The 24606-nt window shown below is 74.7% G+C and carries 25 protein-coding genes and 1 tRNA gene; 15 read left to right on the forward strand and 11 right to left on the reverse strand.

The window, feature by feature from the left end:
* Nucleotides 1–110: 110 nt before the first annotated feature.
* Nucleotides 111–1622 carry a DEAD/DEAH box helicase gene (locus tag ACFWH7_RS00355; protein WP_378214494.1) on the reverse strand — a complete coding sequence of 504 codons (1512 nt, stop codon included), beginning with the start codon at nt 1620–1622 and terminating at the stop codon, nt 111–113.
* Between the two features lie 359 nt (nt 1623–1981).
* Here ACFWH7_RS00355 and ACFWH7_RS00360 point away from each other — a divergent pair, with 359 nt between their 5' ends.
* The gene (locus tag ACFWH7_RS00360; RefSeq protein ID WP_378214560.1) at nt 1982–2698 is read left to right on the forward strand and encodes a M50 family metallopeptidase; all 717 of its coding nucleotides are present in this window, start codon (nt 1982–1984) and stop codon (nt 2696–2698) included.
* Nucleotides 2699–2830: 132 nt separating this feature from the next.
* On the opposite strand, the gene ACFWH7_RS00365 is transcribed toward ACFWH7_RS00360, so the two are convergent.
* Nucleotides 2831–3112: a HesB/IscA family protein gene (locus tag ACFWH7_RS00365; RefSeq protein WP_047231388.1), complete on the reverse strand. Its 282-nt coding sequence runs from the start codon at nt 3110–3112 to the stop codon at nt 2831–2833.
* Between the two features lie 296 nt (nt 3113–3408).
* Between ACFWH7_RS00365 and ACFWH7_RS00370 the strand changes: the two genes are divergently transcribed.
* A tRNA-Lys gene (locus ACFWH7_RS00370) sits at nt 3409–3484 on the forward strand.
* Between the two features lie 94 nt (nt 3485–3578).
* Here ACFWH7_RS00370 and ACFWH7_RS00375 read toward each other — a convergent pair.
* Both ACFWH7_RS00375 and ACFWH7_RS00380 read right to left on the reverse strand, forming a co-directional pair.
* Nucleotides 3579–3764, reverse strand: a complete 186-nt coding sequence (locus ACFWH7_RS00375) for a hypothetical protein (RefSeq protein WP_378214495.1) — start codon at nt 3762–3764, stop codon at nt 3579–3581.
* 259 nt (nt 3765–4023) lie between these two features.
* A complete protein-coding gene (locus ACFWH7_RS00380) occupies nt 4024–4374 on the reverse strand; it encodes a hypothetical protein (protein WP_378214496.1) in 351 nt (116 codons plus the stop codon).
* 121 nt (nt 4375–4495) lie between these two features.
* On the opposite strand from ACFWH7_RS00380, the gene ACFWH7_RS00385 reads away from it, so the two are divergent.
* Together ACFWH7_RS00385 and ACFWH7_RS00390 are read left to right on the forward strand one after the other, a co-directional pair.
* Nucleotides 4496–4735, forward strand: coding sequence for a three-helix bundle dimerization domain-containing protein (locus ACFWH7_RS00385; RefSeq protein WP_378214497.1), 240 nt, complete (start codon nt 4496–4498; stop codon nt 4733–4735).
* A 73-nt stretch (nt 4736–4808) separates the two neighbouring features.
* The gene (locus ACFWH7_RS00390) at nt 4809–5096 is read left to right on the forward strand and encodes a DUF4287 domain-containing protein (RefSeq protein WP_378214498.1); all 288 of its coding nucleotides are present in this window, start codon (nt 4809–4811) and stop codon (nt 5094–5096) included.
* Nucleotides 5097–5181: 85 nt separating this feature from the next.
* Here the strand turns inward: ACFWH7_RS00390 and ACFWH7_RS00395 are convergent, their stop codons facing one another.
* The gene (locus tag ACFWH7_RS00395) at nt 5182–6831 is read right to left on the reverse strand and encodes a glycoside hydrolase family 64 protein (RefSeq protein ID WP_378214499.1); all 1650 of its coding nucleotides are present in this window, start codon (nt 6829–6831) and stop codon (nt 5182–5184) included.
* Between the two features lie 225 nt (nt 6832–7056).
* Between ACFWH7_RS00395 and rlmC the strand changes: the two genes are divergently transcribed.
* Nucleotides 7057–8181 (forward strand): 23S rRNA (uracil(747)-C(5))-methyltransferase RlmC, encoded by a 1125-nt coding sequence (rlmC, locus tag ACFWH7_RS00400; RefSeq protein WP_378214500.1) that lies wholly within the window; start codon nt 7057–7059, stop codon nt 8179–8181.
* Nucleotides 8182–8283: 102 nt separating this feature from the next.
* Here rlmC and ACFWH7_RS00405 read toward each other — a convergent pair whose 3' ends face one another.
* On the reverse strand, nt 8284–8901 hold the full coding sequence (locus tag ACFWH7_RS00405) for a DinB family protein (protein ID WP_378214501.1): 618 nt from the start codon (nt 8899–8901) through the stop codon (nt 8284–8286).
* A 48-nt stretch (nt 8902–8949) separates the two neighbouring features.
* Here ACFWH7_RS00405 and ACFWH7_RS00410 point away from each other — a divergent pair, with 48 nt between their 5' ends.
* Entirely contained in the window at nt 8950–9540 is a 591-nt protein-coding gene (locus tag ACFWH7_RS00410; RefSeq protein WP_378214502.1) for a pyridoxamine 5'-phosphate oxidase family protein, read from the forward strand.
* Between the two features lie 28 nt (nt 9541–9568).
* Here the strand turns inward: ACFWH7_RS00410 and ACFWH7_RS00415 are convergent, their stop codons facing one another.
* Together ACFWH7_RS00415 and ACFWH7_RS00420 are read right to left on the reverse strand one after the other, a co-directional pair.
* Nucleotides 9569–10162 carry an ASCH domain-containing protein gene (locus ACFWH7_RS00415; protein WP_378214503.1) on the reverse strand — a complete coding sequence of 198 codons (594 nt, stop codon included), beginning with the start codon at nt 10160–10162 and terminating at the stop codon, nt 9569–9571.
* A gap of 107 nt (nt 10163–10269) precedes the next feature.
* Nucleotides 10270–11877, reverse strand: coding sequence for a class I SAM-dependent methyltransferase (locus ACFWH7_RS00420; protein ID WP_378214504.1), 1608 nt, complete (start codon nt 11875–11877; stop codon nt 10270–10272).
* 209 nt (nt 11878–12086) lie between these two features.
* Here ACFWH7_RS00420 and ACFWH7_RS00425 point away from each other — a divergent pair, with 209 nt between their 5' ends.
* Complete coding sequence (locus ACFWH7_RS00425) at nt 12087–12269, forward strand: hypothetical protein (protein WP_253055251.1); 183 nt, start codon at nt 12087–12089, stop codon at nt 12267–12269.
* Here ACFWH7_RS00425 and ACFWH7_RS00430 read toward each other — a convergent pair.
* Nucleotides 12256–13401: a VanZ family protein gene (locus ACFWH7_RS00430; protein ID WP_378214505.1), complete on the reverse strand. Its 1146-nt coding sequence runs from the start codon at nt 13399–13401 to the stop codon at nt 12256–12258. The two genes, ACFWH7_RS00425 and ACFWH7_RS00430, sit on opposite strands and share 14 nt — an antisense overlap.
* Nucleotides 13402–13762: 361 nt before the next feature.
* Here ACFWH7_RS00430 and ACFWH7_RS00435 point away from each other — a divergent pair, with 361 nt between their 5' ends.
* From ACFWH7_RS00435 to surE, 5 genes are all read left to right on the forward strand, one after another.
* Complete coding sequence (locus tag ACFWH7_RS00435) at nt 13763–14821, forward strand: 2,3-butanediol dehydrogenase (RefSeq protein ID WP_378214506.1); 1059 nt, start codon at nt 13763–13765, stop codon at nt 14819–14821.
* Between the two features lie 153 nt (nt 14822–14974).
* On the forward strand, nt 14975–15538 hold the full coding sequence (locus tag ACFWH7_RS00440) for a TIGR03086 family metal-binding protein (protein ID WP_378214507.1): 564 nt from the start codon (nt 14975–14977) through the stop codon (nt 15536–15538).
* Between the two features lie 91 nt (nt 15539–15629).
* Nucleotides 15630–16496 (forward strand): glycerophosphodiester phosphodiesterase, encoded by an 867-nt coding sequence (locus ACFWH7_RS00445; protein WP_378214508.1) that lies wholly within the window; start codon nt 15630–15632, stop codon nt 16494–16496.
* Nucleotides 16493–17494 (forward strand): 1-phosphofructokinase family hexose kinase, encoded by a 1002-nt coding sequence (locus tag ACFWH7_RS00450; RefSeq protein WP_378214509.1) that lies wholly within the window; start codon nt 16493–16495, stop codon nt 17492–17494. Before ACFWH7_RS00445 ends, ACFWH7_RS00450 begins: the two co-directional genes overlap by 4 nt.
* Nucleotides 17495–17537: 43 nt before the next feature.
* Nucleotides 17538–18305, forward strand: a complete 768-nt coding sequence (gene surE / locus ACFWH7_RS00455) for a 5'/3'-nucleotidase SurE (protein WP_378214510.1) — start codon at nt 17538–17540, stop codon at nt 18303–18305.
* A gap of 57 nt (nt 18306–18362) precedes the next feature.
* Here surE and ACFWH7_RS00460 read toward each other — a convergent pair whose 3' ends face one another.
* Together ACFWH7_RS00460 and ACFWH7_RS00465 are read right to left on the reverse strand one after the other, a co-directional pair.
* Entirely contained in the window at nt 18363–20042 is a 1680-nt protein-coding gene (locus ACFWH7_RS00460) for a mechanosensitive ion channel domain-containing protein (protein ID WP_378214511.1), read from the reverse strand.
* A gap of 29 nt (nt 20043–20071) precedes the next feature.
* Nucleotides 20072–20806 (reverse strand): antibiotic biosynthesis monooxygenase, encoded by a 735-nt coding sequence (locus ACFWH7_RS00465; RefSeq protein WP_378214512.1) that lies wholly within the window; start codon nt 20804–20806, stop codon nt 20072–20074.
* Between the two features lie 124 nt (nt 20807–20930).
* On the opposite strand from ACFWH7_RS00465, the gene ACFWH7_RS00470 reads away from it, so the two are divergent.
* From ACFWH7_RS00470 to ACFWH7_RS00480, 3 genes are all read left to right on the forward strand, one after another.
* Nucleotides 20931–21356, forward strand: a complete 426-nt coding sequence (locus tag ACFWH7_RS00470) for a hypothetical protein (RefSeq protein WP_378214513.1) — start codon at nt 20931–20933, stop codon at nt 21354–21356.
* A gap of 32 nt (nt 21357–21388) precedes the next feature.
* On the forward strand, nt 21389–22690 hold the full coding sequence (locus ACFWH7_RS00475; protein ID WP_378214514.1) for a threonine/serine exporter family protein: 1302 nt from the start codon (nt 21389–21391) through the stop codon (nt 22688–22690).
* A gap of 350 nt (nt 22691–23040) precedes the next feature.
* A complete protein-coding gene (locus ACFWH7_RS00480; protein ID WP_378214515.1) occupies nt 23041–24510 on the forward strand; it encodes a M15 family metallopeptidase in 1470 nt (489 codons plus the stop codon).
* The last annotated feature ends 96 nt before the right edge of the window (nt 24511–24606 follow it).

Genomic DNA, 24606 nt, shown 5'->3' on the forward strand with positions numbered 1-24606 from the left:
GCGGCGGCGGGGGTGCCCCGCCCCCCCCCCCCGCGCCGCATTCATCAGACCCCGCGGCAGAAGCGCGAGCCCCCCTCTATTTCTCCCACCCCCCCCGCGTCGGGGGGGCGTCAGCGCGGGCTGGAGGTCGAGTAGACCGTGCTCGAACCGCCGGCCGGGCGCTGCGCGCGGCCGCGGCCGCCGCGACGACGGCCGCCGCCCTGGCCCGCCGCGCCGTTCCCGGTGCCCGAGGCGCCGCGTCCGTCCCTGCCGCCGCCCTCGGCGCGACCCGCACCCGCCGGGCGCTGACCGCTCTGGCCGCGCTGCGCCGTCGTGCCCTGACCGGCGCCCTGGGCGGCGGGACGGCCGCCGCTCTGGCCGCCACGGTTGCGGCGCGACGCACGCGACCCGCCGTTGGTCGACGTGGTGCCGCGCTTCGCCTGCGTCTGGGGCGGCGTGATGTCCGCCGGACGCACGTACTCTGCGACCTCGCCGACGAGGCCCTTGATCGTCACGTCACCGGGGGCGACAGGCTTCGGCTGGGCGGTGATCTTCGCCTTGCGCGTGAGGTCGCGCACGTCGCCGCGCTGCTCCGGGAGCATGACCGTGACGACGACGCCCTCCGACCCGGCGCGCGCGGTGCGGCCCGAGCGGTGCAGGTACGCCTTGTGCTCTGCCGGCGGGTCGACGTGCACGACGAGCTCGACGTCGTCGACGTGGATGCCGCGCGCCGCGATGTCCGTCGCGACGAGCACCTTGACCGCGCCCGACGAGAACGCCTCGAGGTTGCGCTCGCGCGCGCCCTGGCCGAGGTTGCCGTGCAGGTCCACGGCGGGGACGCCGCTCGCGGTGAGCTGCTTCGCGAGCTTCTTCGCCTGGTGCTTGGTGCGCATGAACAGCACACGGCGGCCGGTGCCCGACGCGAGCTCGTGCACGATCTGCTTCTTCGCGTCCGCGTCGCGCACCGCGAGGATGTGGTGCGTCATCTGCGGGGGCGCGGCCGCGGCGTCGTCCACCGAGTGGCGCACCGGGTTGCTGAGGTAGCGCTTGACGAGCTGGTCCACGCCGTTGTCGAGCGTCGCGGAGAACAGCATGCGCTGGCCCTGCTTGGGGGTCTTGTCCATGATGCGCTTCACGCCGGGCAGGAACCCGAGGTCGGCCATGTGGTCGGCCTCGTCGAGCACGGTGATCTCGATGGCGTCGAGCGTGAGCAGGCGCTGGTTGAGGAGGTCCTCGAGGCGGCCGGGGCACGCGATGACGATGTCCACGCCCTTGTCGAGCGCGGCGACCTGGCGCGACTGCGCGACGCCGCCGAAGATCGTCGTCGTCACGAGGCCGAGCGCCTTGGCGACCGGCTCCATCGTGGCGTTGATCTGGTTGGCAAGCTCGCGCGTCGGGCACAGCACGAGGGCGCGCGGCCGGCGCGGCTGGCGCGACGACTTGGCCCACGACAGGCGGGAGACGGTCGGCAGCGAGAACGCGAGGGTCTTGCCGGAGCCCGTGCGGCCGCGGCCGAGGACGTCACGGCCCTTCAGCGAGTCGGGCAGCGTGGCGGTCTGGATGGGGAACGGGGAGTCGATGCCCTGGCGCGAGAGCTCGCGCACGACGGGGGTGGGCAGGCCGAAGTCGGCAAAGGAAGTCACAGGTGATGGGCCTCTCGGGGCTCAAGGTCGGGGTCCGCCGCACGCAATCCGGGGGGATCTCCACGACGCGGGGCGCGCGGGATCGCGCTGCCCTCGAACGTCCAGTGTCTCATGCCCGACGCCGGAGCACGGGTGAGGTGCGTCTCGTCCGCCTCTGCCGGGGTGGGCCCCTGCGCCGAACCCGGGGTTGCGGGGCACGCCGACGGTGCCGTGACGCGCAACCCCCGGTTCGGCGTGTCGAGCTCCTAGCGGGCTGTGGTGGAATGGCGCGCGTGCACGCGCTGACGCCCTCCTTCGCCGTATCCCGAGCCGTGCTGTCCGACGGCGGCGCCACCTCGGGCGGCGGCGTCGCCGCGTCCGTGGGGGACGTCGTCGGGCAGGTGTGGGAGGCTGCGACGACGCCCGTCGCTCCCCCGGCGACCGCCGTCGTCGTCGCGATGGGCGCGCTCGCGCTGGCGGTCGTGCTCGTCACGCCGGTCTGGCGCGTCGCGCGCCACGTCGTGACGATCGCCCACGAGGCGTCGCACGCGCTCGCCGCGCTGCTCACCGGCCGACGCCTCTCGGGCATCCGGCTGCACTCCGACACCTCCGGCCTCACGGTGTCGTCGGGCCGGCCGCGCGGGTTCGGCATGATCCTCACCGCGTTCATGGGCTACGTCGGCCCGGGTCTCATCGGGCTCGGCGCCGCCGCACTCCTGCGCCAGGGCTATGCCGTCGGGCTGCTGTGGCTGCTCGTCGTGCTGCTCGCCCTCATGCTGCTGCAGATCCGCAACTGGTTCGGGCTGTGGTCCGTGCTCGTCACGGGCGCAGCGCTCGTCGGCGTGTCGTGGTGGGCGACGCCCGACGTGCAGAGCGCCGTCGCCTACGCCGTCACGTGGTTCCTGCTGCTCGGCGCGGTCCGGCCGGTGCTCGAGCTGCAGAGCGAGCGGTCGCGCGGACGGGCGGCGACGTCCGACGCCGACATCCTTGCGCGGCTCACGCACGTGCCCGGGCTGTTCTGGGTGGGCGTGTTCCTCGTCGTCACGCTCGGCGCCGCCGTGCTCGGCGGGTCGTGGATCGTGGGGCCGGCGGCCTGAGCCGACCTCCCCGGACACGACGACGGGCCGCCCGCCGGAGCGGACGGCCCGTCGTGCGACCGAGGACGCGTCTGGAGGAGGAGGACACGTCGTCGAGATCGTCCGGCGCGGGCGCCGGTGGTGCGTGGTGGTTCAGCCCTGAGGAGTCAGGACGAACGCCGGGCCCTGCGCGTTCGGGTCCGTGTCGAGCGTGAGGTTCGAGAGGGTCGGGGCCGTGGCAGACTCCACGAACACCTTCGCCTCACCGTCCTCGACGACCGTGTCGTCAGGCTGCGGGGCGGGCACGAGCGCGAGCTCGAAGCTGCCCGCCTGGTCCGCGGACTCGGCGATCCGCAGACCGCCTCCCTCGGGGACACCAGCCTGGGTCTGCAGGTCGTGGACAGCGGTACGGGCGTTGTCGGTCAGGGTGAGCACGAGAGCTCCTCTCGTCGCCGGGCGGAACCCTGCGGGACACGTCCGTGCGGCTCACACCTGGCCGGCGTGACCTGCCGTCGGTGCACCCTCCCGCGGGCTCCTCGGTCCACTCCACCGAAACAAGAACAGGCGCCGCTCGCAAGCGAATCGCCCGTTTCTCACCGAATTTCTCACGGAGCAAGACTGCGCGTGACAGGGTCCGACGACGCGCGTAGGGTCCGCGCCCGCGCGACGCTCGACGCGCCGGAGGGCACCCCCACGCGGGTAGCCTGTGCGTGGACGCCGGACGACGTCCAGGGCCTCTAGCTCAATTGGCAGAGCTGCGGACTTTTAATCCGTAGGTTGTGGGTTCGAGCCCCACGGGGCCCACCAGACACTGGAATCGCAACGATTGCGTGGCACCGGATCGCTCCCGGCCGATGTTCGCCCCCGGAAACCCCACTTTCGACCTACCGACATGGCAGGCTCACGCGCCGTCGAGTGCCAGCACCACGAGACCGAGAACCACAGCTGCCGCCGCGAGGGGCCAACCCCAGGTCGCGAGCGAGCGACGCAGTCGTGGGTCTTGCGTCACCACGTCGGCCGAACGCAGGAGTACCGCGGCGAGCAGCCCTGTGACCAGGGCGAGCAGCAGCAGGACATCGATGAGCACGAGCGCACTCTTTCACGCCACATAGCCCTGACCGGACCTCACCGACGAGCACGCCGCCGCGCCCCGGATCGATCCCACATGGACAGCCACCCACACAGGGCGTAGAGCCCGAAGAGGGTCATAGCGACCATCGGGAGCGCAAACCCCCACCAGAACCAAGGCTCGACCGGTACGCCCAGCAACATGCCGACACCCCCGAGAGCGCCGCGAGGCGACGGTCCCGGGACGGCCCCCACCCGCCGTCGAAGCCCTCGCCGCGTCATCGGGCGCGACGGCGGAGGACGAGATGCTCCAGGGTCACCAGGACCGCACACCCGAGCAGCACGACGGCGATCGTCGTCCAGTTGGCCCGGACGCACGCGTCGGTCGCGTCGGACGACAGCGGGTTCAGCCCGCCGAGAGGCTCCTCGATGCACGTGTACCGCTGGCCGTCGTCAGTGACGTCGCGAGGCGCCACGGTCACGACCGTCAAGCCCAGGACGAGCGTCGTCGTCGTGACCGCGAGGATGGTGCGAGACCGGCGACCCGGGGCACCACGGCGCCGCACCGCCGGCCATACCGCGGCGGCCAGGAGTGCGAGGAACGCGCACAGCACGAGGATCGTCCACATCGGTTGCCCGAGCGTACCGGGAGCAGAGGACCGCGCACGGGCGCCGGGCGGCGCGTCGCGTGCGCCGTCTGTTCATCCGTTGTTGGTTGTGCGCCGCGCCGCGGGGCCGGAACGTCGGGTCATGGCGATCGAGGACGAGGACCGCGAGATCGACGTCGTGGTCGAGCGGATCAGTGCGCGCTTCCCGGAGGTGCCGGTGGACGACGTCCGCGACCAGGTGCTCGCGGAGCTCGGGCGCTACCAGACCGCGCACGTGCGCGACTTCGTGCCGGTCCTGGTGGAGAACGCGGTGACGGACGTGCTGCGGTCGGGCAGCCGACCGCCCCGCCCCGTGCGGAGGACGCCTCGACGGGACCGATGAGTCCGGGTGTGGGTGACCGTCGGTAGGTTCACCGGCGGGTCGAGCGGCCCGCCCCCGACGACGAGGAGCATGCATGTCCTTCCAGGCCTATCTCGACGCGGTCGAGGACAAGACCGGCCTCACCCCGCGCCAGCTCGTGGACCTCGCGCACGAGCGCGGGTTCGACGAGTCCACGAAGGCGACGCCGATCCTCGAGTGGCTCCAGGCCGACTACGGGCTGGGACGGGGTCACGGCATGGCGATCGTGCACGTCGTCACCAAGGGCCCACAGATCTCCTCGAAGCACGTGGGGTCCGACGGCACGCACCGCGACGAGTCCGACACCCTGTGGCTCGACGGCAAGGCGACCAAGCCGGCCTGACCACCGCACACCGATGCCCGACGACGTCCCGCGAGCGGGCGGCGTCGGGCACCGGGCGTGCTACGTGGTCAAAGACCGCGCGGCGTCAGAACGACCAGCGCTGGGCCTCGGTCTGGTTGCAGGTCCAGAGCTGGACCTTCTGGCCGTCGTGGAGCGGCGCACCGCCCTGGGCGTCGAGGCACTTGCCGGACTGCGGGTTGCGCAGCGCCTGGGTGCCGGCGTCGTAGACCCACCGCTGGGCACCCGTCCCGTTGCACGTGTAGATCCAGACGACGGTGCCGTCCGCAGTACCGCTGCGCGCGACGTCGAGGCACTTGCCCAGCGCCCGCACGGTCCCGTCGGCCCCGCGCGTCCACTGCTGCGCCGCGTTGCCGCTGCACGTCGCGAGCTGGACCTGGTTGGTGTCGGTCGGGTCGGCCCACGGCACGTCGAGGCACAGCGCGGCGCCGGCGCGGATCGTCCCGGTGCCGGTCGGCAGGCCGCCGCCGGGGTTGGGCTCCTCCGTGCCGCCCCCGTCGTCGCCTATCGGTGTCGCACTGCCGGTGAACGGGTCCAGCTTGATGTACGCGGCGGTCGGGTTCCCGTCGTGGACGAGCGACTCGTGCGCGCCGACGTCGTCGAACGCGAACGCGTACGCCTTGCCGTTCGCCATCTGCTGGTGCGCGAGCTTGGCGTAGACGTTGGTCCGGGCGTCCTGGTAGAAGCCGGAGTTGCTCGCGTCGGGCTGGTTCGGGTTGGTCAGCGCCGTGGTGCGGACGAGCGCGGCGCACAGGGTGCGGGCGATGGGCCCGACGACGTGGTCGTTCGGCGCCTGGAGGTCCTTGTGACAGCCGTAGACGCTCGAGGCGTCGGGCTTCTTGAAGGCCGCGACCTCCTGCCCGGACCCGTTCCTGAACCGGAACCAGTCGCCGTCGACACGGCCGCGGAACTGCGTCCCGGGCTCGTGGGAGAACGGCGTGACGACCATGTCGCGCGTGCGGTAGGAGTTCCACACCTCGGTGACGTACGAGTCGATCGATGCCGAGGAGATCTTGCCGACGTCGATCCCGTGCGACGGGTTGAGCGCGCGCAGGCGGCTCCCGTCGGGGGCGCGCTGCACGAGCCCGCCCCACCCCGCGCTCTCGAGGGCCGTGTAGAACGCCTCGTAGCCGTTCGGCTTGAGCATGCCCGTGCTGAGGACGTGCCCGTCGGACCGCTTGACGCCCACCTGGTACGGCGCGGACCAGTGGTCCACCTGCGTGCTGTTGATCCAGATGCCGCCGTCGTTGAGCGTGTACTCGGTCCAGTTGAAGAGGACGTTGCGGTTGGGGTCGCTGTCGTTCTGGACCGCGGGCTGGACGAGCCGCCCGTCGAGCACGATCTGGAACGTCATCTTCTGGCCGTACGAGTAGTACACGCGCCCGGACAGCTTCGGGAGCTGGATGGTCACGGACTGGCCGGGGCCGGGGCCCGCGATGGACGCGTCGGGTGCCGGGACGGGCACGGGCCCGACGCCGCCGGGCCACGGGTGGAACGTGCCGCCCGCGTCGGCCCAGCCGGCGACGCCGTCGCGCTCGCCGAGGACGTACAGGTAGATCGGCCCCTTGCCCGAGTCGTTGGTGATCGTGAGCGGGATGGTCGCCGGGACCGCGCTCGCGGGGGCCGCCGCGCCGACGACCGTCCCGCTCACCGCGAGGACGGCCGCGCACAGCGCCCCCCATGCTCGTCTGCTTCTTCTCCGCCTGTCGAGGCTCATGCCGGATCTGCTCCTTGTTCGGTTGCTCCGTCGAAACCGCACTCGCCGGACCGGCCCGGCGACAGCGCCGCCCCACAGCGGTGTGGGAGCGCTGCCACGACGGTAGCCGACCTCGGGCGAACACGCCAGGGAGCGCTCCCACGGATTCGTCAGGGGAGCCACCGACGTCGTGCGCGCGCTCCACGGCGGGTCCGCCGACCCCACCCGGCACCTAGACTCGAACGAGTGCAGTGCCACCACTACGACGCCGGCCGGTGCCGGTCGTGCAGCCTCCTCGAGCTCGCCTACCCGGCGCAGCTCACCGGCAAGCAGGAGCACTGCGCGGATCTCCTCGCGCCGCTCGCGCCCGACCTGACCTGGCTGCCCACGGTCGAGTCGGCGGAGTCCGCCTTCCGCAACAAGGCGAAGATGGTCGTCACTGGCACGACGGACGCCCCGGTGCTCGGCATCCTCGGCGAGGGCGGCGGCGTCGACCTCACCGACTGCCCGCTCTACCCGGCCGCGCTCCAGGCGTCGTTCCCGGCGTTCGCGGAGTTCGTCACGCGTGCGCGGCTCGTCCCCTACGACGTGCGCGCCCGCCGCGGCGAGCTCAAGTACGTGCTCGTCACGCTCTCCCCCGACGGCGACCTCATGGCGCGGTTCGTCCTGCGGTCCACCGAGTCGCTCCCGCGGGTCCGCAAGCACCTGCCGAGCCTGCTCGACGCGCTCCCGTCGCTCCGCGTCGTCTCCGCGAACCTGCACCCGGAGCACAAGGCCGTGGTCGAGGGCGAGACGGAGGTCCTCCTCACGGCCGCCGAGACGCTGCGCATGCCCGTCAACGGGATCGACCTGCACCTGCGCCCGCAGAGCTTCTTCCAGACCAACACCGACGTCGCCGCGGCGCTCTACCGCCAGGGCCGGGAGTGGGTGGACGACGCCGCGCCCGCCACGGTCTGGGACCTGTACTGCGGGGTGGGCGGGTTCGCGCTGCACGTCGCCGGACCTGACCGGGAGGTCATCGGCGTCGAGACGAGTGCCGAGGCGGTGGCGAGCGCGCGGCTCACCGCGCGCGACGCAGGCCTCGACCGCACGACGTTCCTCGCGCACGACGCGACGGCGTTCGCGCTGTCCCGGCAGGACGTGCCCGACCTCGTCGTCGTGAACCCGCCGCGACGCGGGATCGGGGAGACGCTCAGCGCGTGGCTCGAGGCGTCCGGCGTCAGGCACGTCGTCTACTCGAGCTGCAACGCGACGTCGCTCGCGCGCGACCTCGCGCTCATGCCGTCGCTGCGACCACGCGCCGCCCGGGTGCTCGACATGTTCCCGCAGACGTCGCACTACGAGGTCGCGATCCTGCTCGAGCGCGCCTGACGGCGGCGGCGCGACACGCGTCAGACAGCACCGTGATCGACCCCGAGCGTCCGAGATCGACCCGCCGGGGCCGACCGCGTGACGGGAGGGTCGATCTCGGGGTCAGGGACGCTCGCCCGCGCGCCGCGCGGCCTCGACGGCGGAGGCCTCCAGCCGCTCGCGGTACGCGGCCCACTCGTCGTCGCCCAGGTCGGGCAGGTTGCCGCGGTCGTCACCGGCCTCGCCGTCGACGAGCTCACGCACGATGTCCGCGTGGCCCGCGTGGTGCGCGACCTCGTCCAGGACGTGCACGAGCGCGAGGAACAGCGTGATCCCCCGGCGCTCCGGCGGCCACCACGGCACCTCGCCGCGCGTGTCGAGGTCCAGCTCCGCCACGGTCGCGTCGCACAGCTCCGTCGAGCGGCGGAAGAGCTCGAGGATCTGCTCGCGCGACTCGTCCGCCGTCGCCCACATGTCCGCGTTGACCTCGGCGTCGTCGGCGAACCAGGGCAGGTCGAGGTCGTGCGTGCGGCCGAAGACCTCGTGCAGGTACCCGACCTGCACGCTCGCGACGTGCTTCACGAGACCGAGCAGGTTCGTGCCCGTCCGGGTGAGCGGGCGACGCACGTCGTGCTCGCCCAGCCCCTCGGCCCTGCTCAGCAGCGCCTCCCGCTCGCGCGCGAGATAACGCTGCAGCGTCGCCTTGGCGTCCACGCCCGGTCCCCTCGTCGGTGTGCTCATCCACCGGACGCTATCCCCGTCCACCGACGCGGGTGCCAGACTCCCGTCATGGCGACCGTGCACGCAGAGATCACCGACCGGCTGGCGTCGTTCGTCCTCGCGCAGCCCGTGTTCTTCGTCGGTACCGCGCCGCTCGCGGCGGACGGGCACGTCAACGTCTCGCCCAAGGGCATGGCGGGCACGTTCGTCGTGCTCTCGCCGCACCGCGTCGCCTACCTCGACTACACCGGCTCGGGTGCGGAGGCACCGGCGCACCTGCGGGAGAACGGTCGCGTCGTCGTGATGTTCTGCGCGTTCAGCGGCCCGCCGAACATCGTCCGGTTCCACGGCACCGGCCGGTACGTCGAGGCTGGGACCGCGGAGTTCGACGCGCTGCGCGGGCACTTCGCCAAGGCGGAGACGGCCGGGCAGCGCGGCATCGTCGTCGTGGAGGTCACGCGCGTCTCCGACTCGTGCGGGTTCTCCGTCCCGCACCTGGAGCTCGTCGAGGACCGTGACCTGCTCGACCGCTGGGCCGACCGCAAGACGCCGGAGCAGCTCGACGCCTACCGCGTCACCAAGAACTCCACGAGCATCGACGGCCTCCCCGCGATCGACGGGGCCGGGGAGCGCGTCGGCGCGTCGTCCCCGTCGGCATGACCGCGCGCGGGCGGCTCGGCGCCTCGCATCAGTCGGTCGCCGTCGCGTCGAGGTAGGCGCGGCCGCGCGGGGAGAGGCGGTAGCCGACGTCGAGGCTCTCGGTGAGGCCGAGCTCCTTGAGCCGGCGCACGCGCACCTTGAAGTCGTCGCGCGCCATCCCCAGCCCTGCGGCGAGCTCGCGCGCGACGACGCCCTCGTTCGCCCCGACCAGCTCGAGGTACTGCCGGGTCCACGGGGCGGCGGCGGCACGGTCCTTGCGCTCCAGCGCGGCGCGGATCCGCTCGACGTCGCTCGTGTCCAGGTCGGCGTCCTCGCGCAGCGCCACGCGCGGGTCGGGCCCCGCGAGCCGGATGCCCACGCGGTACAGGTCGCCCTCGCGTGCCGCACCGCGGGCGAGCACGCGCTCCGGGGAGGCCATCCCCGCGAGCCGCGCGTCGTCGTCGGACACGAGCGGCGCGCCGTCCGCGCCGGTGGGTACGCGCTCGACCGACGTCACCTCGACGACTCCGATCCGCGTCCGCTGGAGCGTCCCGACCTTCACGCGCGGCGTCGTCCAGCGGCGGAACGCGAGGGTCACGGTCCCGTCCTGGAGGCCGCGCAGCGTGCGGGCGTCGAGGAGCACGCCTCCGAGCGTACGACGGCGCGGCCCCGGCCTCCCGAGGGGGAGAACCCTGGTCATGACCAGAGTTCTCCCTCGTGCGACCAGGGTTCTCCCTCGGCCGGGTGGGATCAGGCGAGCTCGGGCCTGCGGGCGACCGTGAGGACGTGCGTGTCTGGCCAGTCGACGGGCTCGCCGGTCGCGGCGTCGTGCAGCGCCGCGACCGGCGCGAGGGCGTGCTCGACGACCCACTCGTTGCGCCACGCGCCGCTGCCCGGCTCGAGCTCGAAGCCGGCGTCCGCGAGCAGGTCCGCCCAGCGCGGGCCGCTGAGGTCGCAGAACCGCTCGTGGCACTCGGACAGCCAGCTGTCGACGTAGTCCTTGCGGGTCAGGAACTCCATCGCCTCGCGCAGCGTGAGCCGCCACGACCCCGGCGCCAGGCGCTCGGGGGCGAACGCGGCGCCGGACAAGTGCGGGAAGTCGTGCGCGAACTGGGCCAGGCGCGCGTCGGTGGACAGCGACCCGACCCAGGCGGCGACGTCGGCGCGTGGGAGGTCGTCGAGGTCGGTCCGCGCCCCGCCGGGCCCGTCCCCGGTGGCCGCGGCGCCGTCGTCGGTCCGCAGCGTGAGCACGACGACGCGGTCCGGCTCGCCAGGGCCGCACACGTCGGAGTTGATCCACACTCCCCCGGGTCGCGTGTGCGCGTGGACGCGGCGCGCGAAGGTCTCGACGTCGCGGACGCCCGCGCCGTACGACGAGACCTCGTGCGTGAGGGCGATCGTCAGGGTGGTGTCGACGGTCGCGTCGGGCATCACGGAGCGGTCGAGGATGTTGGCCTGCACGAACCAGACGTGCGGGTTCGCGAACGCGCCCTGCGCCTTCTTGTGCTCGGCCTCGGCGACGAGGTGCCGTGCGACGTCGACCCCGAACAGGTCCGACTCGTGCAGGCGCGGCTCGCGCGCGACGTGCTCGAGCAGGCCGCCGGTCGCGCACCCGATGTCGACGATCCGCCCTGGCCGCACGTGCGGTGCGACCTGGGCCCACTTGCGCGCCGACGCGTCCTCGAAGGCAGCGGCGTACGTGCGGTAGTCGCGCGTCGAGGTCAGGTCGCCGTCGCCCGAGACGACGGGGTCCGCGAAGATCCGCCGGACGTCCTCCACGAACCGGTAGCGCGCGTAGAAGTCCGGGACGGCCGGGTGCGCGATCTCTCGCCAGCGCTCGTCCCCCACGGCGATCTGCTCGACGACGTCCCACGGCCGGGCGGGAGGCTCGCCGTCGGGCTCGGCGGCGTCGAGCTCCACGCCCGCGACGCGGTAGCCGAGCGCGCGGTAGGCGTCGACGAGCGCCGGGGTCGAGCACGCGACGACGGTGTCGGCGGGGTCGGGCGCGATCCCGGTCGCCGTCGCGACGCTCGTCACGACGAGGTGCGCGAACCGGTCGTCCGGCGCGACGTCGGGCACGGGCACGACGACGGACGCGATCCCCTCCCGGGTGGTCACGTTCTCGACGAGCGCCTCGCGGCGGTGCCCGGGCAGCGGGTTGCGGCGCGTGCCCGCGTGGTTCGCCGACGTGACGACCCAGACGACCTCGACGTCCGGGGCGCAGCGCACGCGATGCCCGTCGAGGTCACGCACGAGCCCGGCGCGCAGCGCTCGGAGGTAGTCGACCTGGTAGCGCGTGACCACGTGGTGACGACCCGGGAAGAGGACGCGACGGACCGGTGAGGCGGGAGGGTGCACCCGCACACCGTGAGGCGTCACGCCTGGTCGGCGCAACCCGTCTCACGGCTCGGTCCAGGTCCCGTTCGCGTGTGTTCGCTCTCGGTGAAGGCCCCTGCCCGCGAATCCGCAGGTCTCCGCGGCATTCGCGCGTGAGCGCTTTCCTGGGCACTGTCCTGGACGACCGTCCACGATGCGGAGCACAGGGGGCGTATGGGACGGTGTTCGCGATGTTCTGGATCGTGGCAGGGGCTGTGCTCGTCGTGTCCGGCCTCGCGATCGCCGCGACGGCCGCCCGCGGCGCGCGCCGGGCCGGCTCCACGGGGGCCAACGGGATGGCCATCGCCGTCGGGGGTGGCCTCGTGATCTGGGGCGCGATCGCCCTGACCGTCGGGCTCCTCACGCAGGACTGAGCGCCGCCTCCCGCGCGTCGACGACCTCCGCACCGGACACGACCCCGGAGAGCCCACGCCGTCCGCGCGTGAACGGGACCGCGACGACCGACACCACGGCGAACAGCCACGCGACCGGCGCGGCCACGTCGCCCGCCGCCGCGAGGGCCGTCGGGACGTCCGTCGGCAGGTCGGCGAGCAGGCCCAGCGCTCCCCACAGCGCACCCCCGACCACCGCGCGGGCGACGCGCTGCGCCGTCGTGCCGGGACGGCCCGCCCAGCGCGGTGCGAGCCACACGGTCCGCTGCCCCCAGGACGCGCCGCTGCCGAGGAACGTCGGCACGGCGAACACGAGCACGAACGGGACCAGCGTGCCGAGCAGCCACTGCGGCCAGTCCGTGCCGTCGTGGAGCGGCTGCCCGAGCGCGAAGAGCACCGTGCGGTACCCGACCTGGAGCACGACGCCCAGCGCGGTGACGAGCAGCGCGTCGAGCAGCATCCCCAGCCAGCGGCGCCACACCGTCACGGGACGCGCCTCGTCCCGGCGCGTCTCGAGGTCCGCGGCGCGCGGCATCCAGCGCAGCAGGAGCGGGGCCGCGAGCGCCCCGAGGAGCGCGCCGAGCGTGTTGGTCAGCACGTCGTCCACGTCGGCGACCCGGTACGAGCACGGGATGAGCCCGAAGATGCCGGTGTACTGCGTGGTCTCGACGAGCACCGACGCGGCCAGCCCGGACAGGGTCGTGACGACGACGCCGCGCCCGAGGTAGCGCCGCACCAGCAGGCCCCACGGGACGAACAGGACGACGTTGAAGACGACCTGGAGCACGGCCGCGCTGCGCAGGGTCGCGCCGGGGCCGAGGCCCGCGGTGTCGTGACGGATGTCGGCGAGCGAGTGGAACGGCACGAGCTCGGCGCCCGCGACGCCGTACTGCGCGCACCACTGGGCGAGGTCGCCGCTGGGCAGCGGCAGGAGCGTGTACGCGACGAGGGCCACCCCGTAGACGGCGACGGCCGCAGCACCGACCAGGCGCCGTCCGCTCAGCCCTCCGTACCGGCGCGACTGCCACGCGAGCGCGGGCACGAGGAACGCCGCGAAGAGCAGCGCGCCGCCGATCACGCCGACGTACGCCGGCCACGTCCACCGGTCGATCACGCGCGCCCCCCGCAGGGCTCGGGGACGAGGCGGGGGGCAGGGGTGCGGGTCGTGGTCACGCGCCCCAGTATCGCGGCGGCTCCCCCGGCACCGCGCTCCGGCACTCCGCTCCGGCACCCCGCTCCGGCACCGCGCTCCGGCACCGCTCTCCGACGCGGCACCCCGCCGACGCCCGGGCGAGCGCCGACGACGACCGGCCCCGGGGATGAGGACCTTCGGCGCGGCGTGGCGGTCGGACCCCGGCCTACCGTGAAGGTGCGGTCGGTCGCCACGGCCCGCCGAGGTCTCATCGAGGACCGGTCCGGGGACCGCCCGCCGCGCACCGAGCGGTGCGCGCGGCCCGACGGACGAGGTGAGGACGATGAAGGCGGCGCGGTACCACGGCAAGGAAGACCTCCGGATCGAGGACGTCCCGGAGCCCGAGACCCGGCCGGGGACCGTGAAGATCCGGCCGGCGTGGACGGGCATCTGCGGCTCGGACCTGCACCTGTACCTCGACGGCCCGTTCCCCCCGGCGCCGTCCGAGACCCAGCCGCACCCGCTGTCCGGCGAGACGCTGCCCGTCGTGTTCGGGCACGAGTTCAGCGGGGTCGTCGAGGAGCTCGGCGAGGGCGTCGAGGGCCTCGCGGTCGGGGACGCCGTGGTCGTGGAGCCGTTCATGGTGTGCGGCGAGTGCCCGCCGTGCCGCGACGGCCTCTACAACGCGTGCGTGAAGATGGGGTTCATCGGCATCTCCGGGCGAGGCGGCGGGCTCTCCGAGCACATCGTCGTCGAGCGCCGCTGGGTGCACCCGGTGGGCGACGTCCCCCTGGACCAGGCGGCGCTCATCGAGCCGCTGGCCGTCGCGTACCACGGCGTCCGGCTGTCGGGCGCGCAGGCGGGCGACACGGTGCTCGTCGGGGGCGCGGGGCCGATCGGCCTCCTCACGTGCGCCGTGCTGCACGCGATCGGGGCGCGCGCGGTCGTCACGGAGGTGAGCGGGGCGCGCAAGGCCAAGGCGCTGGAGACCGGGGTGGCCGACGTCGTGCTCGACCCGCGCGAGGTCGACGTCGCCGCGCGCGTGCTGGAGCTCACCGATGGCCGGGGCGCGGACGTCGCGATCGAGTGCTCCGGCGCGCAGCCGGTGCTCGACACCCTGACGCACGCGCTCAAGGCGGGCGGGACGCTGCAGATCGTCGCGCTGTTCTCCGAGCCGCCGACCCTCGACGTCATGACGGTGCTGCTGCGCGAGCTCACCATCAAGGGCGCCATCGGGTACGCGGACGACCACCCGGCCGTGATCCGCCTCGTCCAGGAGGGCAAGATCGACCTCGCGCCGTTCGTCACGAGCCGCATCGCGGTCGAGGACGTCGTGGAGAAGGGGTACCGAGAGCTCATCGACCACAAGGACGACCACGTGAAGATCGTCGTGTCGGTGTGAGACGGCGGCCCGCGGCCCCTACCGTCCCCGGGGGCCGCGGGCCGCGCTGCGCGACCGGGCCGTCGACGGGGCCGTTCCGCCGGCCCGCGCTCGACCTGCGGCGCGCGGTCCGGCGTGCCACGGTGGAGGCTCACGAGGCCCCGGGAGGTGCGCATGGACGTCCTCGCCGCCCACGGCGACGCGATCGGCGCGTTCGACGCGCTCGTCCGCCCGCTGCGCGACGACCAGTGGTCGCTGCTCACCCCGGACGCCGACTGGACCGTCCGCGACCTCGTCAACCACCTCACGGCCGAGCAGCTCTGGGCACCCGAGCTGCTCGCCGGGCGCTGGATCGAGGACGTCGGCACCGTCTTCGAGGGCGACGTGCTCGGCGACGACCCGGTGGACCGGTGGGTCGACGCGTCCGTCCAGGCCCGCGAGGCGTTCCTCACGCCCGACGCCCTGGACCGCCGCGTGCACCTGTCCTACGGCGACGAGTCGGGCGCGGAGTACTGCGCCCAGATGACGTTCGACCTCGTGGTGCACGCGTGGGACCTGGCCCGCGCCGTCGGGGCGGACGAGGAGGGCGAGCCCGCGCTGGTCGCGTGGGCGCTGCACTACGCGGAGTCGCGCTCGACGTTCCTCGAGCCGGGCCCGCTGTTCCGCGGCCCGCTCGACGTCGACGACGGCGCCGACGACCTCACCCACCTCCTCGCGCTCACGGGTCGTCGGCGCTGACGGTCGCACGCCGGGTGAACGTTCGCGGAACGGTCAGCCCGGCGCCGTGCCCGGCAGCGCGGCGGCGCGGGTCGCGCGCGAGACTGGCCCCATGCCGCCCACCTCTCCGGGTCGCTCCCCGGACCAGCGCACGACGCATCCGTCTCCCCTGCTCCGGCCCGCCGCCGACCGCGGTGGCCGCCCGCTCGTCGTCGGGCACCGCGGCAACTCGTCCGTGGCGCCGCAGAACACGCTCGCGGCGTTCGAGGCCGCGTGGCGCGCGGGTGCCGACGCGATCGAGCTCGACGTGCACCTCACGGCCGACCGCCGGGTCGTCGTGCTGCACGACGACGTGGTCGACGAGACGACGGACGGGACCGGCCGCGTGGACGGGCTCACGCTGTCCCAGGTTCGGGAGCTCGACGCCGGGTCGTCGTTCTCGCGCGCGTTCACGGGCCAGCGCGTCCCGACCTTCGCCGAGGTCACGCGGTTCGCCGTCGCCCGCCCGGGCATCGGGCTGCTCGTCGAGCTCAAGGGCCTGTGGACGGTCGAGGACGTCCTGCTCGTGACCCAGCAGGTCGACGACGCGGGGATCGCGGACCGGGTGGTCGTCCAGTCGTTCTGGCCGCCCACGGCCGCGGCGCTGCGCGACGCCGCGGGTCACCTCGACCGCGCGCTGCTGCTCGCGCTGCACCCGGACAGCCTCGCCGAGCTCGTCGCGGTGTGCGCGGACCTGGGGGTCGCGGCCTGCAACCCGGAGGTCGCGCTCCTCGCGCACGAGCCCGGCCTGGTCGAGACGCTCCACGGCGCCGGTCTGCGGGTGCACGTCTGGACCGCGAACACGACCGACGAGTGGGACGACCTCCTGACCCAGGGCGTCGACGCGATCATGACCGACCGCCCCGACCGGCTCGTCGGCTGGCTCGACGCCCGGTTCGACGGGTGGAGCGCGCGCCGTCGCCCTAGCGTGGACGGATGAGCGCCACCCCGACGCCCGCGCCCGGTCCGCTCCCCGTCCCGCCCGACCCGCCCACCCCCGGGCCCGCCCGCACCCCCAACGTGTGCGTGCTCGCCCTGACGCCCCTGCTCACCGTGGAGATCGAGCCCGCCGGTCCGTACGAGACGTCGCCCGAGGTGCACGTCCACCCCGGCGGCCAGGGCCTGTGGCTCGCGCGCATGGCGTACTCGCTGGGGGCGCAGGTCGTCGTGTGCGGCCCGTTCGGCGGCGAGACGGGGACGGTCGCCGCGCACCTCGCGCGGGCCGAGAACCTCGACCTGCGCGCGACGACGACCGGCGGGAACGGCGCGTACGTCCACGACCGGCGCAGCGGGCACCGGGAGGAGATCGTGACCATGGACCCCTTCCCGCTGAACCGGCACGAGGTCGACGACCTGTACGGGACGGTGCTCGTGTCCGGGCTCGACGCCGCGGTGACCATCCTCACCGGGTCGGAGACCGCGATCGGGGTCCCGGCCTCGTTCTTCGGTCGGCTCGCGCGCGACCTGCACGCGTCCGAGCGCCAGGTCGTCGCCGACCTCTCCGGGGAGCAGGCGCGCGCCGTCGCGGACGCGCCCGGCGCGGTGCTCAAGATCAGCCACGAGGAGATGCTCGAGGGCGGGTTCGCCGACGACGAGACCGAGGCGGCGCTGCTCGCCGCCGCGCGCGCGATGGTCGACGCCGGACCGCGCGCGGTCGTCGTCTCACGTGCGCACGACCCCTCGCTGCTCGTGACGCGCGAGCACACCTACACCGTGCGCACGCCGCGCATCACGACGGTCGACCACCGGGGCGCGGGCGACTCCATGACGGCGGGCATCGCCGTCGGGCTCGGTCGCGGCCTCGACCTGCCCGGCGCGGTGCGCCTCGGCGCCGCGGCGGGTGCGCTCAACGTCACGCGGCGCGGCCTCGGTACCGGGCGCCGCGACCAGATCGAACGCCTCGCGCGCCGCATCACGGTGCGCGAGGTCCCCGCCTGAACCCACAGCACCGGCCCGACCCCGACGACAGAGGAGAACCACCGTGCGCGCCCTCGTGACCAACGACGACGGGATCGACTCCCCCGGACTGGCGGTGCTCGCCGGGGCGGCGCTCGACGCCGGCTACGAGGTCGTCGTCGCCGCGCCCGCCCGCGAGTCCTCGGGCGCGAGCGCGTCCCTGCTCGGCGCGGAGCGCGACGGCCGGCTCGCCGTGGAGGAGAGGCCGGCACCGGGCCTGCCCGACGGCGTGACGTCCTACGCGGTGCGGGCGGCGCCCGCGCTCATCGCGTTCGTCGCCGCGTACGGCGGGTTCGGTACGCGCCCGGACCTCGTGCTCTCAGGGGCGAACAAGGGTGCCAACACCGGCAACGCGATCCTGCACTCCGGGACCGTGGGCGCGGCGCTCTCGGCCATGACGCACGGGATCCGCTCGCTCGCCGTCTCGGTCGACGCGGCGGAGCCACAGCACTGGGACACGGCGCGCCTGGTCACCGACCACGTGCTCGCGTGGATGGACGGTGCCGCCTCCGACGGCGTCCCGCTCGACCGGCGCACGCTCAACGTCAACGTCCCCGACGTCCCGCCGGACCGGCTGCGGGGGCTGCGGCAGGCGCCCCTCGCCACGTTCGGGCTCGTGCAGGCGAACATCCACGAGGACGGCGACCGGCACCTCGTGCTCCAGTACTCCGGCACGGAGCGCCACTCCGAGCCCGACTCGGACACCGGGCTGCTCACGCGCGGCTGGGCCACCGCGACGCTCCTCGTCGCGCCCTACGCCGACGCGACGGTCGAGGTCCCGGGACTCGGCTGACGGCGACTCTGCACCACCGGGCACCCGGTCCGCGACGGGGCGCGGCGCGTCCGGTCGTCAGCCGCGTGGCCTGCCGTCGCGGTGGTCGCCGTCGCCGCGGTCGCCTTCCCCGTGGACGTCGGCCTGCCGCTCGCCGTCCGCGTCCGACGTGGCCGACCTCCCCGGCTCGTCGTCGTCGGGCACGACGCCGTGCTCGGCCGTGCGCTCGCGCTCGTCGATGACGTCCTGGCCGGGCCCGGCGAACGCCCGCGAGCGCTCCTCGCCCTCGGGCGTGCCGCTGAAGAAGGCGGACTCGGCAGCCTCGGGCGTGGCGTCGTCCTGCTCGTCGTGACCGACGGCGGGCAGCCGCCGGGTCTCGCCCGGCGCCTCGGCGTCGGCGGCGCTCCCCTCGCCCGCGCCGGCGGGACGGCCCGGACCGCCGTCCGGGCCCGGGACGACGCCCACGAGCCGTGTCGGGTCCTCGCTCGGCGCGGCACCGGCGCCCCGCCCCGCGCGTCGGATCGTCCCGAGGACGACAGGCGCGTCGGCGCGACGCGACCCGCGCTCGGCGGGGAGTCGGGGCGGGCGCGCGGGCGCGACGGGCGCGCCGTCCTCCGCGGCGTCGCGGTCGAGACCGCCGGGCGCCTCCGCGCCGGCGGTCCCGAGAGCGCCCGACGCCTCCCGCTCGTCGGGCCCGCCGACCTCCAGGGCGTCGGCCGCCCGCTCGAGGCGCGTGCGGGGCAGACCCTGCGGCGCCGCGCGCTGCAGCCAGTCGACCAGACCCTCGCGCACGAAGCACCGCAGGTCGAACAGGGTCGGCGCGTCGTGCGCGCTCACGAGCGCGCGCACCCGCACGAGGCCCCCGACGGCGTCGGTCACCTGGAGGATGCCCACGCGCTCGTCCCACAGGTCGGTGAGCGCGAGGAGGCGCCGCAGCTCGGCCCGCATCGGGCCCACCGGCACCTCGAAGTCGAGGTCGAGCTCGACGGTCCCCAGCAGGTCGGCCGCCCGCCGGGTCCAGTTCTGGAACGGCGTCGTCGTGAAGTACGTCGACGGCATGATGAGGCGGCGGTCGTCCCAGAGGTGCACCACGACGTACGTCATGGTGATCTCCTCGATCCGGCCCCACTCGCCCTCGAGCACCACGACGTCGTCCACGCGGATCGCGTCCGTGAACGCGATCTGCATGCCCGCGAACACGTTCGCGAGCGACGTCTGGGCCGCGAGGCCCGCGACGATCGAGATGAGCCCCGCGGACGCGAGCAGGCTCGCGCCGGCCGCGCGGGCCGCCGGGAACGTGAGCAGGATGCCCGCGACCGCGCACACGACGATCACCGCCACGGTGAGCCGGCGCAGCACCGTGATCTGGGTGCGGACACGGCGCGCGTGCCGGTTGTCCGCGGTGTCCATGCGGTAGCGCTGGAGCGCGGAGTCCTCGAGCACGAACGCGATCGCGCCCACCCACCACGCGCCGACGACGATGAGCGCGATGAGCAGGAGGTGCTCGACCGCGGGGCGCCACGGCGTGGACGCGTCGGTGGTCAGGCGGACCGCGATCCACACCGCGACGACGGTGAGGACCGCCCGGTCCGGTCGACGCAGCCGCCGCGAGAGGTCGCGGGCGAGCTCGCTGCGCCGGCCCGCCCGGCGGACCACCGCGGAGATCACCGTCCCCAGGACGAACGCCAGCAGGACGCCCGCGGCGACCGCACCGAGGGTGACGAGGACGTCGGTCGTGTTCTCGATCTCGGTGTCCATCCCTCCAGGCTAGGCAGGGCGCCGAGTGGTCACCTCCGGGCCGTGGGACGGGAGCGCCGCGCCCTGGGCCGCGGCGGGCGGGCGAGCCACGGCGCGAGCAGCCGCGTCACGCGCGGCAGCACGAGGTACGTCATGACGGGCGTGAGGACGAGCGTCATGGCGAGGACCCGCGGGACGACCGGCACGTGGTCCCACGCCGGGACCAGACCCCCGACGAGGAGCGTGAACGCGAGGTTCACGGGGAAGAACCCCAGCCAGATGCTCACCGACTGCTTCCAGCGCGGAGGCGCGGTCGCGGCCGCCTCGGCCGTGAGGGCCGGCGTGCTCGCGGTCGGGGCGTCGAACCAGCCCTCGATGCCCGTGCGACGCTCGACCCGGGTCTCCTCGACGAGGTCCCGGCCCTGCGCGAGCCAGCGCACCCGGTCCGGCGACGTCTCCCACGCGTCGAGCGTCGCGGCGTCGGCGAAGCGGTACAGCATGTGCCAGTCGTGCGACCCCGCGGACGCGCGCACCCACCCGGACCCGAGGAAGCCCGGGTAGCGGTTGGCAAGGTTGACGCCGGTCTGCACCCAGCGCGTGACCGCCGGGACGTTCTCTGGCAGGACCCGCCGCTCGATCGCGACGGTCACGGGCCCGCACCCCGTGGCCGTGGGGGTGACGGTGGCGGACCGACGGCGGTCGGGACGGGCGGGCGGGGTCGGGGGCACGGCACCGGCGGGGTCGCCGCCGGTCCGCCGCGCGTCCCCGGGGACGTCGTGGGTCATGGGACGAGTGAACGTGGCCGGTGCTTCCGGGTCGTGAACGCGCGCGGGCGCGGGACGGATCGTCCCGCGGGTCGGGACGCGGGCCGACGCGCGCACCGCCCGGCCCGGGCCTACCGTGGCAGGCATGATCTCGTGGGACCTCGCGCTCGCCCTGCGCGACGCGGGCGTGCGGTGGTCCCCCGCGTCGGGCGACCGCTTTCGTCTCCTGGCCACGGGGCGTGACGGCGACGTCTTCACCGTGAGCGACATGACGATCGAGCCCCACGAGTTCGAGACGGGCGTCGTGCTCGGGTTCAACGGGACGACCGAGTGGGCGCTCGACTCCGTCGCGATCGAGGACGCCCTGTGGCACCCGCTCGAGGGTCAGCTCCGGGACCTGCTCGGCGGCACGTTCCGGCGGCTCGAGCGGACGACGGGCGGGTACGTCGTCCGCACCGAGGTGCTCGACGACGTCGGGACCTTCGCCGCGGCGGACGCCTCGGACGCCTACGCGCGCGCGGTGCTCGCGCTCGTCGCGGCGAGCGCGGAGGGCGCGGAGGGCACGCCCTGAGCCGCCGGCGGCGCGCGGGCTGGCTCGACGGCGTGCGACACGCCCCGTCGGTCGTGCGCCGCGTCCTGCGCGCGCTGGGCGACGAGCCGCCCGCCGCCGTCGACCCCGAGCCGCCCGAGGTGTCGCCCGACCTCGTCCCGCTCCTGCGCGAGCTCGGGACCGCGCTGCTCGACTCCGGTCGCTCCGTGACCGACGTCGAGGACGACCTGGAGGCCGTCGCGCGGCGCTCGGGCGCGTCGACCGTGGGCACGCTCGTCCTCCCGACGGGCGTCTTCGTCCGGGTCAGCACCGCGGGCGGCACGGTCGCCGACTTCGCCGCCGCCGCCGCGAGCGGCCTCAACCTCGACCAGATCGGGGCGCTCACGACCCTCGTGCGCCGCCTGCGCACGACCGACGTCCCGCTCGCCGACGCCCGGGCCGAGCTGCGCGCGATCGTCGGGCGCCCGCCGCGCTTCGGCGCGGTGCTCACGATCGTGGGCCACGGGCTGCTCACGGTCGGGTTCGGGCTCGTGCTCAACCCGACCGCCCGGCTCCTGCCCGTGTACCTCGCGCTCGGGCTCCTCGTCGGGGCGCTCCGCTGGCTCGGGACCCGGTGGCCGACGCTCGCCACCGCCCTGCCCGTCGTCGCGGCGTTCGTCGTCACGCTCCTCGCGGTGGACGTCGTGCACCCCTGGCTCGGCGACGACCCGCTCAGCGTGCTCGTGCCGCCGCTCGTCTCGTTCCTGCCGGGCTCGGTGCTCACCGTCGCGGCGATCGAGCTGACGAGCAACCAGATCGTCGCGGGCGCGAGCCGGCTCGTCTACGGCGTCGCGCAGCTCCTGCTGCTCGTGTTCGGCGTCGTCGCGGGGGCCGCGGTCGCGGGCCCGCTCGTCGCCGCCCCGGCCGCGGACCAGCTCGGGTGGTGGGCGCCCTGGGTGGGGATCCTCGCCGTCGGGCTCGGGCAGATGTACTTCGCCTCGTCGCCGCGCGGGTCCCTCCCCTGGGTGCTGCTCGTCCTGCTCGGCGCGTACGCGGCACAGCTCGCCGGGGCGCTCGCCGCGGCGCCGCTCGCGGGGTTCGTGGGCGCGCTCGTCATCGCGCCGCTCGCCGCGCTCGTCGAACGGACGCCGCACGGGCCGCCCGCCGCCGTCACGACCCTCCCGGCGTTCTGGCTCCTCGTGCCCGGGGCGCTCAGCCTGCTGGGCCTCTCCGACCTGGTGAACGGCGGCCCGGAAGCCGCCCAGGAGATCGCGAACGCGGTCGTCGCCGTCTTCGGGATCGCGCTCGGCACCCTCGTCGGGTCGGCGGTCACCCGGGACGCAGGACGCGTGACACGTACCCTCTTCACATCCTGACCACACGGTCGGCACCTCATTCGCGAGGCTTCCCCTCGTCACGGCGCCCCGCTGGACGCATGTCTAGTTGAAGATGGAACAGCCGACAGGCCTCCCGGGTCCACCTTGCGACCGGGCCTGCCGGCGTCGTGGTGAGAGGGCGCGCGTGCGTCCCGCCTCGACCGCACGCCGTCGTGGTCACCCAGCGCTCCGTCCTGCGCAGGTGCACCAGGGATGGGAGCGCTTCCGTGCTCGACCGCCCGCGACCACGGCCCGATGATCGGATCGTTCGCTTGACCACTGCACAGCACCGCACGACCGCCCGCACCACGACCGGCGCGCCACCCGCCGCCTGCGGCGAGGCGCGCTAGATGGGCCGCCACACCGCGAGCCGGGCCTCGCTCACCGCCGCCCTCGCCTCCGCCGCGCGCCGCGGCGCGCACGGCGCTGCCCGCGTCGCGCCCCGGCGCCGCACGCTCGGGACCGGCGCCGCCGTGGCGGCCGTCGCGCTCACGGCGAGCACCGCCGCGGCCGCCTTCGGGAGCGGCACCGCGCCGTCGACCGCCGGGACCGGCACCACGACGGCCGGGACCCCGGCCCCCGGGGTGACCGCCGCGCCCGCGTCCACCACGATCGGTACCGTCGCCGCCGACCCGGAGACGGTCGAGGCGGCCGGCGACGCGCTCCAACGCGCGCAGTTCCTCACCGGGGAAGGTGCCGCGGGGCTCACCCCTGAGCAGGTCGCCCAGATCGAGGACGCCCGCACGCGCCTCAGCGAGGCCGTCACCGAGGTGTCCGCCACGGACCAGGCGCCCGGCCTCTCGGGGCTGCCGGGCGTCTCCGCCGGGGCTCCGCTCGCTGACGCCGACGGCGCGGCGGACGCGGCTCCCGACGAGCCGGACGAGGCCGCGACCGACGAGTCCGTCCCGGCGGCGGACGTCCTCGCCGAGAGCGTGCCCGTGCTCGACGAGCGCGGCAGCGACCGCGCGAGCCGCTCGTCGGCGCGCACCGCGCTCGGCGACCTCGGCGCCGCGTCCCCCGCGCTCGACGCCGCTCTGCCCGACCTCACGGCGTCGTCCGACGATCCGGCCGCGTCCCTGTCGGCCGAGAGCGCGGCGAACCCCGACGACGCCGCTCCTGACGCCTCCGCGTCCGCCGAGACCGCGACCGAGTCGCCCGAGGAGGATGCCGCGGCCGCCGACACGGCCACCGCGTCGCCCGACCTCGCGACCGGCTCCACCGACGACGCCGCGACCGTGCCGGCCACCGACGCGTCCCCCGCCGGCGCGCCGACCTCCGAGGAGATCGCCTCCCTGACCACCGAGCTGTCGACGCTGCTCGACGCGGCCGGGTCGGGCGTGACGGTCGAGGTCGTGCCCGGACCGCCGTCGGCCGCAGAGATCGCCGCGCAGCTCGACCAGTGGGCGACCTCCACGGCGGGCTACGGCAACGGGCAGATCCCCGCGAGCGCGCTGTGCGAGCTGTCGTTCGCGCCGGGCGAGCAGCTCCGCTGCGACGCGGCGCACCAGATCGAGGCGCTCAACGAGAAGTTCCGTGAGGCGTTCGGCGTGAACCTCTCCGTGACGGACTCCTACCGCTCCTACGCCTCGCAGGTCGCGGTCAAGGCGTCGCGCGGCTACTTCGCGGCGCCCCCCGGCATGTCGAACCACGGCTGGGCGCTCGCGCTCGACCTCGGCGGCGGCATCCAGGGCTACGGCACCGCGCAGTACGAGTGGATGCGCGCCAACGCACCGGCCTACGGCTGGGACAACCCCGAGTGGGCGCGGGCCGGCGGCTCGAAGAACGAGCCCTGGCACTGGGAGTACGGCGACCTCTCCTGAGGTCCCGCTCCCCCGACGACGGCCCCGGCACCGCGACGACCTCGCGGGCCGGGGCCGTCGTCGTCCCTCCCGCGACGCACCCCGCGCCGCACCCCG

The organism is Cellulosimicrobium cellulans (assembly GCF_042723955.1).
Classification (GTDB): Bacteria; Actinomycetota; Actinomycetes; order Actinomycetales; family Cellulomonadaceae; genus Cellulosimicrobium; species Cellulosimicrobium cellulans_H.

What these genes read in the sequence shown, in the direction of transcription:
- ACFWH7_RS00385 (WP_378214497.1), top strand. Translation starts at nt 4,496, where the DNA reads ATGGCGATCGAGGACGAGGACCGCGAGATCGACGTCGTGGTCGAGCGG.
- ACFWH7_RS00425 (WP_253055251.1), top strand. Translation starts at nt 12,087, where the DNA reads ATGTTCTGGATCGTGGCAGGGGCTGTGCTCGTCGTGTCCGGCCTCGCG.
- ACFWH7_RS00480 (WP_378214515.1), top strand. Translation starts at nt 23,041, where the DNA reads ATGGGCCGCCACACCGCGAGCCGGGCCTCGCTCACCGCCGCCCTCGCC.
- ACFWH7_RS00450 (WP_378214509.1), top strand. Translation starts at nt 16,493, where the DNA reads ATGAGCGCCACCCCGACGCCCGCGCCCGGTCCGCTCCCCGTCCCGCCC.
- ACFWH7_RS00470 (WP_378214513.1), top strand. Translation starts at nt 20,931, where the DNA reads ATGATCTCGTGGGACCTCGCGCTCGCCCTGCGCGACGCGGGCGTGCGG.
- ACFWH7_RS00380 (WP_378214496.1), bottom strand. Translation starts at nt 4,374, where the DNA reads ATGTGGACGATCCTCGTGCTGTGCGCGTTCCTCGCACTCCTGGCCGCC.
- ACFWH7_RS00445 (WP_378214508.1), top strand. Translation starts at nt 15,630, where the DNA reads ATGCCGCCCACCTCTCCGGGTCGCTCCCCGGACCAGCGCACGACGCAT.
- ACFWH7_RS00405 (WP_378214501.1), bottom strand. Translation starts at nt 8,901, where the DNA reads ATGAGCACACCGACGAGGGGACCGGGCGTGGACGCCAAGGCGACGCTG.
- ACFWH7_RS00435 (WP_378214506.1), top strand. Translation starts at nt 13,763, where the DNA reads ATGAAGGCGGCGCGGTACCACGGCAAGGAAGACCTCCGGATCGAGGAC.
- ACFWH7_RS00460 (WP_378214511.1), bottom strand. Translation starts at nt 20,042, where the DNA reads ATGGACACCGAGATCGAGAACACGACCGACGTCCTCGTCACCCTCGGT.
- ACFWH7_RS00395 (WP_378214499.1), bottom strand. Translation starts at nt 6,831, where the DNA reads ATGAGCCTCGACAGGCGGAGAAGAAGCAGACGAGCATGGGGGGCGCTG.
- ACFWH7_RS00465 (WP_378214512.1), bottom strand. Translation starts at nt 20,806, where the DNA reads ATGACCCACGACGTCCCCGGGGACGCGCGGCGGACCGGCGGCGACCCC.
- ACFWH7_RS00440 (WP_378214507.1), top strand. Translation starts at nt 14,975, where the DNA reads ATGGACGTCCTCGCCGCCCACGGCGACGCGATCGGCGCGTTCGACGCG.
- ACFWH7_RS00390 (WP_378214498.1), top strand. Translation starts at nt 4,809, where the DNA reads ATGTCCTTCCAGGCCTATCTCGACGCGGTCGAGGACAAGACCGGCCTC.
- ACFWH7_RS00410 (WP_378214502.1), top strand. Translation starts at nt 8,950, where the DNA reads ATGGCGACCGTGCACGCAGAGATCACCGACCGGCTGGCGTCGTTCGTC.